The following is a 15733-nucleotide window of genomic DNA, read 5'->3' as shown; positions in this document are numbered from 1 at the left end:
GCAAAATCACTTGGACAGGTAACGCATCCCTTCCTCCAACCCCTGCAAGGTCAGCGGGTACATCTTGTCTTCGATCAGGTCGCGCACCAGATGGGTCGATGCAGTGTAGTCCCAGGCCTGCCTCGGGTACGGGTTGATCCAGATGATCTTGCGGAATTTCTCCCTGAAGCGCTGCATCCACACGTAGCCGGCTTCTTCGTTCCAGTGCTCGACGCTGCCACCTGGCTGGGTGATTTCGTAGGGCGCCATGGCCGCGTCGCCGACGAACACTACCTTGTAGTCATCGCCGTACTTGTGCAGCAGGTCGAAGGTGGAATACCGCTCCGAGGTGCGGCGCAGGTTGTTCTTCCATACCGACTCGTACACGAAGTTATGGAAGTAGTAGTACTCCAGGTGCTTGAACTCGGTCTTGCACGCCGAGAACAACTCTTCGCAGACCTTGACGTGGGCATCCATCGAACCGCCGATGTCGAACAGCAACAGCAGCTTGACCGTGTTGCGCCGCTCGGGGCGCATCTGGATGTTCAGCAGCCCGGCATCGCGTGCGGTGTGGTCGATGGTGCCGTCGATGTCCAGCTCCTCGGCGGCGCCTTCGCGGGCGAACTTGCGCAGCCGGCGCAACGCCAGCTTGATGTTGCGCGTACCCAGCTCGACCTGGTCGTCAAGGTTCTTGTACTCGCGCTGGTCCCACACCTTCACCGCCTTGCCCTGGCGCTTGCCGGCCTCGCCCACGCGGATGCCCTCGGGGTTGAAACCGCCCGAGCCGAACGGGCTGGTGCCGCCGGTGCCGATCCACTTGTTGCCGCCAGCGTGGCGTTCCTTCTGCTCTTCGAGGCGCTTCTTGAACTCCTCGATCAGCTTGTCCAGGCCACCGAGCGACTGGATCTGCGCCCGCTCTTCGTCGCTCAGCGAGCGCTCGAATTCCTTGCGCAGCCAGTCGTCGGGGATCAGCGCCTCGATGTGCCGGTCGAGGTTTTCCAGACCCTTGAAGTAGGCCGCGAAGGCCCGGTCGAACTTGTCGAAATGGCGTTCGTCTTTTACCAGGATGGCGCGGGCGAGGTAGTAGAACGCGTCCATGTCGGCGAACACCACGTGCCGCTGCAGGGCCTGGTGCAGGTCGAGCAGTTCGCGCACCGACACCGGCACCTTGGCCGCGCGCATTTCATTGAACAGGTTGAGCAGCATGGCCCGGCTCCTGTCAGCGGTTGCCGCGCCGGCTCATGAAGGCCAGGCGTTCGAGCAGCTGTACGTCCTGCTCGTTTTTCACCAGGGCACCGGCCAGCGGCGGGATGGCCTTGGTCGGGTCGCGTTCGCGCAGTACCGCTTCACCGATGTTGTCGGCCATCAGCAGCTTGAGCCAGTCGACCAGCTCGGAGGTGGAGGGCTTTTTCTTCAGGCCTGGCACCTTGCGCACGTCGAAGAACACATCCAGCGCTTCGCTGACCAGCGCCTGGCTGATGTTGGGGTAGTGCACGTCGACGATCTGCTGCAGCGTGGTGCGGTCGGGGAAGGCGATGTAATGGAAGAAGCAGCGCCGCAGGAAGGCGTCCGGCAGTTCCTTTTCGTTGTTGGAGGTGATGATGATGATCGGGCGCTGCCTGGCCTTGATGGTCTCGTCGATTTCGTAGACGTAGAACTCCATCTTGTCGAGTTCCTGCAGCAGGTCGTTGGGGAACTCGATGTCGGCCTTGTCGATTTCATCGATCAGCAGGATCACCCGCTCTTCGGCCTCGAACGCTTCCCAGAGCTTGCCTTTCTTCAGGTAGTTGCGCACATCGTGGACCTTGTCCACGCCCAGTTGCGAGTCGCGCAGGCGGCTGACCGCATCGTACTCGTACAGGCCCTGGTGGGCCTTGGTGGTGGACTTGATGTGCCAGGTGATCAGCCGTGCGCCGAACGAGGCGGCCAGCTGCTCGGCGAGCATGGTCTTGCCGGTGCCGGGTTCGCCCTTGACCAGCAAGGGGCGTTCGAGGGTGATGGCCGCGTTTACCGCCAGTTTCAGGTCGTCTGTGGCGACGTAGTCGCGGGTGCCTTCGAACTTCATGGGGTCTGTCCTCTGCTGGAAGCCTGCACCGGCCCTTTCGCGGGTAAACCCGCTCCCACAGGTATTCCACAAACCTCAAGAAAGGTGGGTTACCTGTGGGAGCGGGTTTACCCGCGAAGAGTCCAGCACAAGCAGTACATATTTTGATTTGTCACCGACTATAACGCGGGGTTCGCCGACTGGAAACGCAGACCGGCTATTCAGTCCCTGAATGCCCCGTCACGTCAGCCTCGGTCAGAATCCGGCGCGTCACGCTCGTAGCGCGCATTGAATGCCTGGATAAACCCGTTGCGCAGGATCTGCAAGAACGCCTCGAAGGCGCTGATGTCCTGCTTGCGTACGCTGCCACTCAATTCCACGCGGGTCGCGAACTGGTTCTTCGGCTGGTTTTTCAATGCCGTCTCGGTCGCGCCCACCAACGCCTCCCAGACCGAGCGGAAGAAGCCTTTGTCCTTTTCCTCGACATCCTGCTGCCAGTCGAATACATCCACATCGCGCAACAGCGGCTTGATGTAGCCATTCAAGCGGCCATCGGTGGCCTCGGCCTCTATCACCACGTCGCCGTGCCCGGCATTGAAGTCGAACTTGCCGTAGGCACTGGCAAAATCATTGAGCTTGCGCAGCTCGATACCGGTGGCGCGCAGGCGGAACTCGAAGTCGTCGAAATTGCTGAACGGGTCGAACGTGGCGCGGCTTTCCACCTTGGCATCGCCCACGATCAGCGCCGTGCCATCGAAACTGGCGTCGCGTCGGCCTTGCTCGTCGCGGATGTTGGTGAGGTTGCGAATGCTCGCGTTCAACTGGGTGGCCTTGAGGTTGACCGGTGGCTTCGAGTTGAAATTGCGGAAGGTCAGCACGCCATCGTCGATGCGTACCTCGTTGAGGGTGATGGGCAGCAGTTTTTCCAGTTGCTGGCGCCAGTCGGTGCCCTGGCCAGTCTGCGAGTTCTGCCTGTTGCCGCCGTCGACGAAGTTCAGTTCAGGCCGGTCGAACACCACTTCGGCTACCACCGCGCGGTCGTACCACAGGGCGTGCCAGCTTACCGACAGGTCGATCAGCGGGGCGTCGAGGAACGGCACCGGCACCTTGCCGGTGGTCTTGACGATCTTCAGCCCGTTGATCTGGTAGGCGCCGCGCCACCAGGCCAGGTCGACGTCGGTTATCTGGCCACGGTAATCGCCCATGTCGGCCAGCTTGTCATTGAGGTAGTCGCGCACCAGGTAGGGCAGGGCCAGGTGCAGCGCCAGCAACAGCACGATCAGGCTGGCCAGGCCGATCAACGGCCAGCGGTAACGGGCTCTCATCAGCGTGTCTCCAAGGCAGCGTGTGCGGTTGACCGCAACGCGGCTCGCTGAGTTCGAACGGGCTTTACGGGCTACCGGGGCGGGCTTACCCTTGAGGTCTTTCCCTGCTGTCTTTCATGCCAAGGACCCCTGCCATGAGCCGTATCTATGCAGACAACGCCCATTCCATCGGCAACACGCCGCTGGTGCAGATCAACCGCATCGCCCCACGCGGCGTGACCATCCTGGCCAAGATCGAAGGGCGCAACCCGGGCTACTCGGTCAAATGCCGCATCGGCGCGAACATGGTCTGGGAAGCCGAGAGCAGCGGCAAGCTCAAGCCGGGCATGACCATCGTCGAGCCCACCTCGGGTAACACCGGTATCGGCCTGGCCTTCGTCGCCGCTGCCCGTGGCTACAAGCTGGTGCTGACCATGCCCGCCTCGATGAGCCTGGAACGGCGCAAGGTGCTGAAGGCGCTGGGTGCCGAGCTGGTGCTGACCGACCCGGCCAAGGGCATGAAGGGCGCCATCGAGAAAGCCGACGAAATCGTCGCCTCCGACCCGGCCCAGTACTTCCTGCCCGGCCAGTTCGAAAACCCGGCCAACCCGGCGATCCACGAGAAGACCACCGGCCCGGAAATCTGGAACGATACCGATGGCGCGGTCGATGTGCTGGTGGCAGGGGTGGGCACTGGCGGCACCATCACTGGTGTGTCGCGCTACATCAAGCTGACCCAGGGCAAGGCGATCACCTCGGTGGCCGTGGAACCCCTGGCCTCGCCGCTGATTACCCAGACCCTGGCCGGCGAGGAACTCAAGCCCAGCCCGCACAAGATCCAGGGTATCGGCGCCGGCTTCGTGCCGAAGAACCTCGACCTGTCGATGGTCGACCAGGTGATGACCGTGACCGATGAGGAAGCCAAGGCCATGGCCATCCGCCTGATGCAGGAGGAGGGCATCCTTTGCGGTATTTCCTGTGGTGCGGCGATGGCAGCGGCGGTGCGCCTGGCCGAAAAGCCGGAAATGCAGGGCAAGACCATCGTCGTGATTCTGCCCGACTCCGGTGAGCGTTACCTGTCCAGCATGTTGTTCGCCGACATGTTCAGCGAGCAGGAAAACCAGCAGTAAATGGCCTGTCGCTGACCCGGCGCAACGTTCGCTGGCCGGGTTCATTGCAAAATCTTCATCAATGAGTTGCCGCCCAGGCTGTTTTTACACCGGCGGCAGCGGTTTATGATGGCAGGATGATTTACAGGAGTGCAGGGCCCCTGGCGCTGTCTCGTCCTCAAGGAGTGAAAGCATGACCTTTTCCTTTGCAGCCAAGGCGGGTGTCCTGCTGGTGTTTTTCGGCAGCGTGCTGTTCGTGCACCTGCGCGGCAAGGCTCGCCTGCCGGTGTTGCGCCAGTTCGTCAACCATTCGGCGCTGTTCGCCCCCTATAACAGCCTGATGTACCTGTTTTCCGGTGTGCCATCCAAGCCTTACCTGGATCGCCAGCGCTTCCCCGAGCTGGATGTGCTCAAGGACAACTGGCAGGAAATTCGCGAAGAGGCCATGCGCCTGTTCGACGAAGGCTATATTCGCGCCGCCGAAAAGGATAACGACGCCGGTTTCGGTTCGTTCTTCAAGAAAGGCTGGAAGCGCTTCTACCTGAAGTGGTACGACAAGCCGCTGCCCTCGGCTGAAACCCTTTGCCCGCGTACCGTCGAGCTGGTCAGCAGCATCCCCAACGTCAAGGGCGCGATGTTTGCCCTGCTGCCCGGCGGCAGCCACCTGAACCCGCACCGCGACCCGTTCGCCGGCTCCTTGCGCTACCACCTGGGGCTGTCCACGCCCAACTCCGACGCCTGCCGCATCTACGTCGACGGCGAGGAGTACGCCTGGCGTGATGGCGAGGATGTAATGTTCGACGAAACCTACGTGCACTGGGTGAAGAACGAGACCGACGTCACCCGGGTGATCCTGTTCTGCGACATCGAACGCCCGCTGAGCAGCCCCTTGATGACCCGCATCAACCGCAAGGTCAGCGCCTTCCTCGGCCGTGCTACCGCTCCGCAGAACACCGACGACGAGCGCGTAGGCGGGATCAACCAGGCCTATGCCTGGAGCAAGCGCTTCAGCAACCGCATCAGCGCCCAGGTGAAGCAGTTCAAGCGCGCCAACCCCAAGGCCTACCGCGTATTGCGGCCGGTGCTGGCGGTGCTGGTGGCCTATCTGCTGTATCGCTGGTTGTTCTGATTCTGCCTGTTGGGGCTGCCTTGCAGCCCATCGCGACACAAGGCCGCTCCCACAGGTGATCGCATACTCCTGTGGGAGCGGCCTTGTGTCGCGACAGGGGCGCAAAGCGCCCCCGGCGTCCTCTCAGGAAACCGCTCTGGTTCGGCGTTTATAGGGAATTATAGACCGACTATAGAGCGATTATAGATTGTGGTTGATGAGGGGGCGCAGCCCCCTTTGCCGTATCAAGCCGGCTCCAATGCCTCGACTACCTTCCCCCGGCTAAGGTGCACCACTTTGTCCGCCGTATCGAAATACCGGTCATCATGCGAAATCACGATGATGGTCTTGCCCAAACGCTTCAGGTCCGGCAGAAGCTCGGTGTAGAACACCCGGCGGAAGGTCGGGTCCTGGTCTGCCGCCCATTCGTCGAACACCAGCACCGGCCGCCCGTCCAGCCAGGCGTTGACCAGCGCCAGGCGCTTGCGCTGCCCGGTCGACAGGTCGGTGGTGGTGAAGGCGCCATCGCGCACGCTCACCTTGTGGGCGATTTCCAGGCGTTGCAGGTAGCGCGTGGCATCGCCGGGCAGGCTGTGTTCGTGCTCGGGCAGGTCGTCGAACAGGTAGTAGTCGGCGAACACCGTGGTGAACAGTTGGCGATAGTCGTCCAGCCCCTGCGGGTTCACGGCCTGGCCGTTCAGGCGCACTTCGCCGCGCTGCGGGGTATACAGGCCCAGCAGCAGTTTGATCAGCGTGGTCTTGCCGCAGCCGTTCTCGCCGACGATGAACAGGATCTCCCCCGGCTCGATGCTCAGGTTCACCGGCCCTACGCGGAACGGTTCGTGGCCGTCCACCGCAGGGTAGCTGTACTCGACGTTGTGCAGCTCCAGGTGGGCGCTGGGTGGGGCGGTGCGTTCGGCCGGTGGCTCCAGCAGCAGGTGGGGCTCGGGCGACGAGAAGCGTTCGGCCAGGTCGGCAATACGGCGGAACGCCACCTGGGCACGGCCGAGGATCGGCAGGTTGCTGATCAAGGTTTCCAGCGGGCCTTTCATGTACAGCAGCACCAGCACGAAGCCGCTCATCACCGCCGGGTCGTTGCTTGGCCACAACGACTGCAATGCCAAGGTCAGGCCGATGACCACGAAGAACAGCATCGAACCCAGGCTCTTGGCCACGACGAAAATGTTGATGGCGCGGATATGCGTGCTGGCGATGAAATCGGCGCTGCCCTGGATGTTGCGGGTCAGCATGGCGTGGCGGCGGCGGCGGTCGATGCGCAGTTCCTTGGCCCCTTCGGCGATGGCCGAGTAGTGCTTCTGCAGGTTGTCCTCGGCATCGCGCGCGGCGTTGAAGCCGGCCACGCCTTTTTGCCGGGCGATGTACTGCACGCCGCTACCGATGCCGATCGCCGCCAGGGTAATGAGGAAGATCGGCCACGACAGCCACGCCAGGTAGGCCAGGCAGCCGGACACGGTGGTGAGCGAGATGGCCAGCGGGGCGAAGGCAAAGGCGAAGTCGCTGATGGTGTCGACGTCGCGGGTCAGCACCGGGATCAGGCGGTGGCTGCGGTAGCGCTCGATCTGCTCGATCGGCGCCGACAGCACCTTGGCGCCGAGGTCCTTGCGCAGCCGGGCGATGACCTTCTGGCCGACATAATTGGTGCCGCTGTCAGCGGCCACGCTGCTGACCAGGGCCAGCAGGCACAGGCCGGCGAAGGCCAGCAGCAGGCCCTGGCTCATGCCGCCCGATGCATGCAGGCCCTGGTTGACGGTGGCCAGCAGGGCGGTCACCGCCAGGCCGCCGAGCATGCCCAGCAGTACCGAGGTCAGCACCGCCGTGCGGTAGGGTTGAAGCAGGCCCAGCAGTTCGCGGATGGCCCCGGGAGAAGAGGTTTTCATGAAGCGTGATCTCGCTGGTGGAGTGGGTCAGCTGCCGAAGGTCAGGGTGCCCTTCATCAAGGTGCTGTGGAACGGGAACGAGCAGTAGAAGCTGTAGGCGCTACCGGCTTTCAGCAGCTTGGTATCGAAGGTGACGCTGTCCTGCTCGCCGCCGCCGATCAGGCGGGTGTGGGCGATCACCCGGCTGTCGCCAGGCTTGATGTAGTCCTGCACCTCGCCAGCCTTCTGGCCGTCGTCCAGTACGCCCTGCATGTCGGCCTGGGTGCTCAGCACCCAGTTGTGGCCCATCACGTTCTTCGGCATCGCGCCAGGGTGAGTGAGGGTGACCGTGAACGAGCTGCAGGCCGCCGGCACGCTGATGGCGGGCTTGTCGAACGTCATCTGGTCGGTGCCATGGATTTCCACGGCGCATCGTTGCGCCGACCAGGCGGCCGGGGCAGCAGCGAGCAGGGTGAGGAGCAGGAGCTGGCGAGTCATGTACGGTTCCTGGGCGATAAAAGTGTGCACATCGTTCAGACGAACCGGCGCGCCGTGGCTTTACCTGCGGCTGCGGGGCTGGTGAATTTCCCGCAGGGCCGCTCGTTCATCTAGTCAGGCGCTGCCATGGCGCACATCCCGATTTCGCCGCCAACGCGGCCCTGGCTTGAGGTGACCGGACATGAGTGAACTGCTGAGCTTCGCGATCGAACCCCTGGACGCCGCGCGCGGCAACCTGCCGTTGCTAGTACGCGCGCCGGAGCCGGGCATCGACCTGCTGGATGCGTTTGTCGAGCTGCAGCCGCTGGTGGACCGCCACCTGCTGCAGGCCGGCGGCATCCTGTTCCGCGGCTTCGAGGTGGCGGGCGCCGAAGCCTTCCGCCAGTTCGCCGCGGCCTTTGGCCACCCGCTGCTCAACTACGAGTTCGGCTCTACCCCGCGCAGCAACGTGACCCAAGGCGTGTACACCTCCACCGAGTACCCGGCGCACCAGCGCATTCCCCTACACAACGAGCAGGCCTACACCCTGGAATGGCCAATGAAGATCTGGTTCTACAGCGTGATCCCCGCCGAGACCGGTGGCGAGACACCGATTGCCGACAGCCGCGAGGTGTACCGGCGCATGCCGGCGCGCATTCGTCAGCGGCTGGTGGAAAAAGGGCTGATGTACGTGCGCAACTATGGCAACGGCCTGGACGTGGAATGGTCGCAGGTGTTCAACAGCGAAGACCCGCGCCAGGTCGAGGCTTACTGCCGGGCGCATGCCATCGAGTGCATCTGGAAGGACGACGGTGAATTGCGCACTCGCCAGCGCTGCCAGGTGGTGGCGCGGCATCCGCTGACCGGAGAGGACGTGTGGTTCAACCAGGCGCACCTGTTCCATGTGTCGAACCTGCAGCCAGAGGTGCGCGAGTCGTTGATGGACATTGTCGAGGAAGAGGACCTGCCGCGTAACGTGTATTACGCCGACGGCACGGCCATCGAGGATTCCTTGCTCGATGAAGTGCGCGGGGTGCTGGATGACTGCACCATCAGCTTCCCCTGGCTGCCGAATGATGTGCTGATGCTCGACAACATGCTTGCGGCGCATGCGCGGTCGCCGTTTACCGGCAAGCGCAAGGTGGTGGTGGCGATGGCGCAGGGGCATCGTGAGGGGTTGGGCTGACAGGTGCATGGCTGGGGTTTTGTGGTGCCCGAGCGATCGAGCGCAGCTCGCGATGCGCCATGCGGGCGGCGCTCGATCGCCCTGGCGCCACACCCCCCAAGCCGATCACCCGCCGCCCCTAAATCAGCCCCCCATGCCTTCGTCTGACAGTTACCGCTCGACTGCCAGGACACCGCTCGACATGAATGCTGATCAAACCCTCCAGCTTGCCCGCCGCTTCATCGCGCTCGCTCCCGACAAGCGCCGCCTGTTCCTCAAGGCACTGCAGGGCGAGGGCATGGACTTCTCGGTGCTGCCGATCGCGCCAGGCGTCGAAGTGGCCGAGCGTGACCAGCTGTCGTACGCCCAGCGGCGCATGTGGTTCCTCTGGCAGCTCGACCCACAGGGCGCGGCCTACAACCTGCCGCTGGCCGTACGCCTGCACGGCCCACTGGAGTTGGCCGCCCTGCAACACGCCTTCGATGCCCTGGTGGCCCGCCACGAAACCCTGCGCACCCGCTTCGTCGCCGACGGCGATGACGTCCGCCAGCAGGTGGACGCCGTTGCAGCCCCACTGCAGCTGCGCCAGGATGCCCTGGCCGAGCTGGACGAGGACGCCCGCCAGGCCGCCATCGAGACCATCGCCGAAGCCGAAGCCCTGGCCCCGTTCGACCTGGCCAGCGGCCCGCTGCTGCGCGTGCGCCTTCTGCAACTGGCTGCTCAGGAACACGTCCTGCTGCTGACCCTGCACCATATCGTCGCCGATGGCTGGTCGATGAATGTGCTGATCGACGAATTCCTGCGCCTCTACGACGCCGCCGTGGCCGGCACCGATGCCGCCCTGCAACCGTTGCCGATCCAGTACCGCGACTACGCCCTGTGGCAGCGCAGCTGGCTGCAGGCTGGCGAGCAGGAACGCCAGCTGGCCTACTGGCGGGCGCACCTGGGCGACGACCATGCGCCGCTGGAGCTGCCACTGGACCGCAGCCGCCAGGGCCGGCCCAGTTATCGCGGTGCGCGCCACGAGTTCGTCATCGCCGCCGATGTCGCCGAGCGCCTGCGCGGCCTGGCACGCAAGCACAACGTCACCCTGTTCATGACCCTGCTGGCCGCCTTCAAGCTGCTGCTGCAGCGCTACAGCGGCCAGTCGGCGATCCGCGTCGGCGTGCCCATCGCCAACCGCAACCGAGCGGAAAGCCAGGGGCTGATCGGCTGCTTCATCAATACCCAGGTGCTGCACACCGAGATCGACCCATTGCTGGACATTGCCGGCCTGCTGCAGTGCGTGCGCGAAACTGCGGTAGGCGCACAAAGCCACCAGGACCTGCCGTTCGAACAGCTGGTGGAGGCCCTGGACCTGCCGCGCAGCAGCGACAGCCCGCTGTTCCGCGTGCTGTTCAACCACCAGGCGCAGGTGGCCGATGTACAGGCCATCGAAACCCGCAGCGGCCTGAGCCTGGCGCCGATCGCGCTGGCCAGGCAAAGCGCTCGCTTCGACCTGGCGCTGGACACGCACGAGCGAGCGGGGCAACTCCATGCCGCGTTCACCTATGCCACCGATGTGTTCGATGCGGCCACCATCGCAACCCTCGGCGAACAGTGGCAGGCCCTGCTGCAGGCCCTGGCTGACGAAGCGGTTGGCGCCGTCGGCGAGCTGCCGTTGCCCGGCCTGGCCGCTGCCATTGACGCGCCTGTGCAGGCTGGCGAAACCCTGCTGGTCCACCAGCGCTTTGCCGCCGCCGCCAGCCGTCACCCCGAACGCCAGGCGGTAATGGCCGCGGGCGAGCAGGCCAGCTTCGCCGAACTCGACAGCCGAGCCGAGGTCATCGCCAACCGCTTGGTCGAAGCCGGGGTCGGGCCGGACACGCTGGTTGGGATACTGGCCGACCGCAGCGTCGGCATGCTCGCCAGTATCCTCGGTGTGCTCAAGGCCGGTGGCGCCTACCTGCCACTGGAGCCCGGGCAACCTGCCGAGCGCCTGGCCTACCTGCTCACCGACAGCGGTACGCAACTGCTGCTGGCGCCCGGTGACTGGCAGGCGCAACTTCCCGGCGCGGTGCAGCGCCTGGACTGGACGCAATCCGCCAGCGGCAGCGGTACCCGTGTCGCCCCGGCCCCGGGCAACCTCGCCTATGTCATCTACACCTCCGGTACCACCGGCCAGCCCAAGGGCGTGGCGATCAGCCACGCGGCCCTGGCCAACTATGTCGATGGCATCGCCGCGCGCCTGCCGGTCGAGCGTATCCGCAGCATGGCGCAGGTCTCGACCCCGGCCGCGGACCTTGGCCACACCATGCTGTTCGGCGCCTTGTGCGGCGGCCATACCCTGCATTTGCTGTCACGCGAGCAGGTCCTGGATGCCGAAGGCTTCGCTGCCTACCTGGCCGAGCATCAGGTGGATGCGCTGAAGATCGTGCCGTCGCACCTGGAGGCGATGCTGGCGGCTGGCCGTTCGGCGTTGCCGGCGCAGTGCCTGGTGCTCGGCGGCGAAGCCTGCGGCCCGGGCCTGCTGGCCAAGGTTCGCGAGCTGGCGCCGGCGCTCAGCGTGTTCAACCACTACGGCCCGACCGAGACCACCGTCGGTGTCCTGGTGGCCGAACTGAACGGGCAAGCCAGCCTCGGCCAACCGCTGGCCAACACCCGCGTTGCGCTGCTCGACCCTTGCCTGCAGCCGCTGCCGGCCAAGGCCAAGGGCGAGCTGTACATTGGTGGTGCCGGCCTGGCCCGGGGTTACCTGAACCGCCCCGCACTCACCGCCGAACGATTCGTCCCCGACCCGAACGGCAGCCATGGCCAGCGCCTGTACCGCAGCGGTGACTGGGTGCGCCAAGGCCGCGAGCTGCAATTTGCCGGGCGCATGGATGGCCAGGTGAAAATCCGGGGCTATCGCGTGGAACTGGGCGAAATCGAAAACCAGCTGCGCACACTCGACGGCGTCGCCACCGCCCTGGTCCGCGTCCATGGCCAGGCGCCGCACCTGCAGCTGGCCGCCTGGCTGGTGCCCAGCCAGCCACCGGCAGACAGCCTGGCCTGGCAGGACGCGATCCGTGCCACCCTTGCAGGCCTGTTGCCCGAGCACATGGTGCCGAGCCACCTGATGCTGCTGGAGCACCTGCCGGTCACCGCCAATGGCAAGGTCGACGTCAAGGCGCTGCCGGAGCCGGGCGCCAGCCACAAGGCCTACCAGGCCCCGCAGACCCCGCTGCAAGTACAGCTGGCGCAGATCTGGGCCGAGGTGCTGCACGTGCCGCAGGTAGGCCTGGGCGATAACTTCTTCGCCCTCGGCGGGCATTCGCTGCTGGCCACCCAGGCCGTGTCGCGGATACGCAAGCAACTGGGTCTGGATATTCCGTTGCGCAGCTTGTTCGACACTGTCGACCTGCAACGCTTCGCCCAGGCAGTGGCCGAGGCTGAGCAGGGCGCCGGCCTGGACATCGAAATCCTCGACCGCAGTCAACCACTGCCGGTGTCCCGCTCGCAGCACCGCCAGTGGCTGTTCTGGAAGCTCAACCCGCACAGCCTGGCCTACAACACGCCGATGGCGGTGCGCATGCAGGGCAACCTTGACCGTGCGGCGCTGCAGGCAGCGCTGGACGCCCTGGTGGCCCGCCACGAATCGCTGCGTACGGTGTTCGTGGAAGCAGATGGCCTGCCCTGGCAGCGCATCCTGCCAGCAACCCCGGTGGTGATCGGTTTCGAAGACCTCGGCGGCCAGGACCACGCCGCGCAGATACGCAAGCTGGAAGACGAGGCCTTCGTGCCGTTCGACCTGGCGAGTGGCCCGCTGCTGCGTGCGCGCCTGTTCAAGGTGCAGGAGCAGGAGCACCTGTTGTCGCTGACCCTGCACCATATCGTCTCCGACGGCTGGTCGATGAGCTTGCTGGTGCGCGAGTTCGCCGCCGCCTACAACGCCGCCGCCAGCGGCCAGCTGCACACCCCCGAACCGTTGCCGGTACAGTACGCCGACTTCGCCGCCTGGCAGCGCAAGTGGCTGGCCGAAGGGCAGATGCAGGCGCAGATCGATTACTGGAAGATGCGTCTGGAAGACGACTTCGAGGTGCTCGAACTGCCGGCCGACCGTGTTCGTCCACAGGCCAGGAGCTACCGTGGCAGCCGCTTCGACGTGCGCCTGCCGCAGGCCCTCAGTGAGCGTTTGCGGGCATTGGCGCTGGCCGCCAATGCCACGCTGTTCCATGTGTTCCTGGCGGCCTATGCCATCGTGCTGGCGCGCTACAGCCGCAAGGGCAGGCTCAACATCGGCGTGCCGGTCACCAACCGCAACCGCGTGGAGCTGGAAGGCCTGATCGGCTTCTTCATCAACGTGGTGGTGGCCCGCATCGACGTCGATGGCAGCCAGCCGTTCGCGCAGCTGCTGGCGGCGGTGAAGGAAACCACCTTGCAGGCCCAGGCCAACAAGGACGTGCCCTTCCTCGAGGTGGCCGAGGCGCTGTACCCGGAGCGCAAGCAGGGCGTGAACCCGTTCTTCCAGGTGCTCTACAACCACTTGCGCGACCTCGGCGAGCAGGTGGCCAGCGATGCGTTGCACGGCTTGCAGGTCAAGGAAGTAGACCTGCCGGAGCCGGGCGCGCAATACGATATCTCGCTCAACACCCTGGAGCGATCGGACGGGGTGACGGCATCATTCAACTACTCGACCGACCTGTTCGACGCAGCGCGCATCGAACGCATGGCCGGGCACTGGCTGGCGCTGCTGGAGGCCATCTGCGCCGAGCCACAGCGCTGCATCGGTGAACTGGGCTTGCTCGGCGCTGCCGAGCGCCAGCAACTGGTCTACGGCTGGAACCCGCCACGCCAGGCCGCCAGCGGCCTGTGCGCGCACCAGCTGCTGCAGCGCCAGGCGCGGGCACGGCCCGATGCGCCAGCGCTGATCTGCTCCGATCAGCAACTGTCTTACGCCGAACTGGACCGCCGCAGCAACCAGCTGGCGCACCGCCTGCGGGCTTTGGGCGTGGGGCCGGAACGCCTGGTTGGCGTGGCCGTCGAACGTGGCCTGGGCATGGCCTTGGCGTTGATCGCCATACACAAGGCGGGTGGCGCCTACGTGCCGCTGGACCCGGATTACCCGCAAGAGCGCCTGGCCTGGATGATCGAAGACAGCGGCGTCGGCCTGCTGCTGGCCGATGCGGCCTCGCGTGAGCGCCTGCAAGCGGGCAGGCAGCTGCCCTGCGTGCTGCTGGAGACCGGTAGCGAGTGGCTGCAGGCCTGGCCCGCCGAGCCGCTGGCCAACCTGGCTGCGCCGCACAACCTGGCCTACCTGATCTATACCTCCGGCTCTACCGGCCTGCCCAAGGGCGTGGCCATCGAGCATCACACGCTGGCGCTGTTCTGCCAGGTGGCTGCGCAGTATTCGCGCCTGGGCCCGGACGACCGCATGCTGCAGTTCGCCACCTTCAGCTTCGACGGGTTCATCGAGCAATTCTTCCCACCGCTGGCCCAAGGCGCCTGCGTGGTCCTGCGCGACGCGCGGGTCTGGGACACGGCCACCTTGCTGGCTGAGATCAACCGCTACGGCGTGACCGTGGCTGACCTGCCGGCTGCCTACTGGCGCCTGCTGGCCCTGGAGCGCCGCAGCCCCGAGGCCTATGGGCGGCTGAAACAGATCCATGTCGGCGGCGAAGCGGTACCGGAAGACGCCTTGCGTGCCTGGCTGGCCGATGGCCCGCCAGCGGTGCGCCTGCTGAACACCTACGGCCCGACCGAAGCCACCGTGGTCGCCACCACCTATGACTGTTCGCAGATGACTGCGGCGCAGATCGGCCAGGGCGGTGTGCCCATTGGCCGCGCCTTGCCGGGCCGCACCCTGTATGCCCTGGACGAGGGCCTGGCACCCACCCCGAGCGGCGTGCCTGGCGAGTTGTTCATTGGCGGTGCCGGCTGCCTGGCGCGTGGTTACCACCAGCAGCCGTCGCTCACCGCCGAGCGCTTCATCCCCGACCCGTTCGACCCGCTGGGCGGCGGCCGCCTGTACCGCACCGGCGACCTCGGCTACTACGACGAGAACGGCCAGCTGGCCTATCGCGGCCGCGTCGATCACCAGGTGAAGGTGCGTGGTTTCCGGATCGAACTGGGCGAGATCGAGCAGTGCCTGCGGGCGCACCCGGGCGTGCGCGAAGCCACCGTGGTGGCCATCGACCTGCCCGGCGGCAAGCAGCTGTGTGCCTATGCCGTGCCGGTCGAGGGCCACGACGGAGACCTGCGCCTGGCGTTGCAGCAGCACCTCAGGGCCAGCCTGCCGCACTACATGGTCCCGGCCTGCCTGGTGACCCTGGCGGACATGCCGTTGACCCCCAGCGGCAAGCTCGACCGCAAGGCGCTGCCCATGCCTGACCTGGGCCAGTCGCAACACGCCTACGAGGCGCCGCAGACCGCGCGGCAACAGCAACTGGCGAGCCTCTGGGCGCAATTGCTGAACGTTGACCGGGTTGGCCTGAACGACAACTTCTTCGAACTGGGCGGGCACTCGTTGCTGGCTGCCCAGGTGGTATCGCGGATCAACCTGGAGCTGGGGCTGGACATGCCCCTGCAGCTGATCTTCACCCACCCCGAGTTGCGCGCGTTCGCCCAGGCACTGGACGAGCAGGGCCTGTCGCTGACTGACGACGGCCTGAGCGATATCGAACACATGATGAACGCATTCTCCGAGGCCTGA

General features: G+C 65.4%; 9 protein-coding genes. 4 read left to right on the top strand and 5 right to left on the bottom strand.

Annotated elements, in window-relative coordinates; translation table 11 throughout:
• Window positions 1-6 precede the first annotated feature (6 nt).
• The 3 genes from ACJA3S_RS18740 to ACJA3S_RS18730 all read right to left on the bottom strand — a co-directional run bounded on the left by ACJA3S_RS18740 (window position 7) and on the right by ACJA3S_RS18730 (window position 3348).
• On the bottom strand, window positions 7-1185 hold the full coding sequence (locus tag ACJA3S_RS18740) for a vWA domain-containing protein (RefSeq protein ID WP_406819568.1): 1179 nt from the start codon (window positions 1183-1185) through the stop codon (window positions 7-9).
• 13 nt (window positions 1186-1198) lie between these two features.
• Window positions 1199-2044, bottom strand: a complete 846-nt coding sequence (locus ACJA3S_RS18735; RefSeq protein ID WP_225778812.1) for a MoxR family ATPase — start codon at window positions 2042-2044, stop codon at window positions 1199-1201.
• Between the two features lie 224 nt (window positions 2045-2268).
• Complete coding sequence (locus ACJA3S_RS18730) at window positions 2269-3348, bottom strand: DUF748 domain-containing protein (RefSeq protein WP_406819567.1); 1080 nt, start codon at window positions 3346-3348, stop codon at window positions 2269-2271.
• 134 nt (window positions 3349-3482) lie between these two features.
• On the opposite strand from ACJA3S_RS18730, the gene cysK reads away from it, so the two are divergent.
• The gene (gene cysK / locus ACJA3S_RS18725; RefSeq protein WP_406819566.1) at window positions 3483-4457 is read left to right on the top strand and encodes a cysteine synthase A; all 975 of its coding nucleotides are present in this window, start codon (window positions 3483-3485) and stop codon (window positions 4455-4457) included.
• 172 nt (window positions 4458-4629) lie between these two features.
• A complete protein-coding gene (locus tag ACJA3S_RS18720; RefSeq protein WP_225778809.1) occupies window positions 4630-5565 on the top strand; it encodes an aspartyl/asparaginyl beta-hydroxylase domain-containing protein in 936 nt (311 codons plus the stop codon).
• Window positions 5566-5789: 224 nt separating this feature from the next.
• Here ACJA3S_RS18720 and ACJA3S_RS18715 read toward each other — a convergent pair whose 3' ends face one another.
• Window positions 5790-7442 (bottom strand): cyclic peptide export ABC transporter, encoded by a 1653-nt coding sequence (locus tag ACJA3S_RS18715; protein WP_406819565.1) that lies wholly within the window; start codon window positions 7440-7442, stop codon window positions 5790-5792.
• Window positions 7443-7469: 27 nt separating this feature from the next.
• Complete coding sequence (azu, locus tag ACJA3S_RS18710; RefSeq protein WP_406819564.1) at window positions 7470-7919, bottom strand: azurin; 450 nt, start codon at window positions 7917-7919, stop codon at window positions 7470-7472.
• Between the two features lie 181 nt (window positions 7920-8100).
• Between azu and ACJA3S_RS18705 the strand changes: the two genes are divergently transcribed.
• Both ACJA3S_RS18705 and ACJA3S_RS18700 read left to right on the top strand, forming a co-directional pair.
• Window positions 8101-9084 carry a TauD/TfdA family dioxygenase gene (locus ACJA3S_RS18705; RefSeq protein WP_406819563.1) on the top strand — a complete coding sequence of 328 codons (984 nt, stop codon included), beginning with the start codon at window positions 8101-8103 and terminating at the stop codon, window positions 9082-9084.
• Window positions 9085-9265: 181 nt separating this feature from the next.
• Window positions 9266-15733 (top strand): amino acid adenylation domain-containing protein, encoded by a 6468-nt coding sequence (locus tag ACJA3S_RS18700; RefSeq protein ID WP_406819562.1) that lies wholly within the window; start codon window positions 9266-9268, stop codon window positions 15731-15733.

Origin of the sequence: Pseudomonas sp. KnCO4, assembly GCF_045344305.1 — a bacterium.
GTDB lineage: Bacteria > Pseudomonadota > Gammaproteobacteria > Pseudomonadales > Pseudomonadaceae > Aquipseudomonas > Aquipseudomonas anuradhapurensis.
The sequence above is the reverse complement of the archived record's forward strand: the minus strand, read 5'-3'. Positions and strand labels throughout refer to the sequence as shown.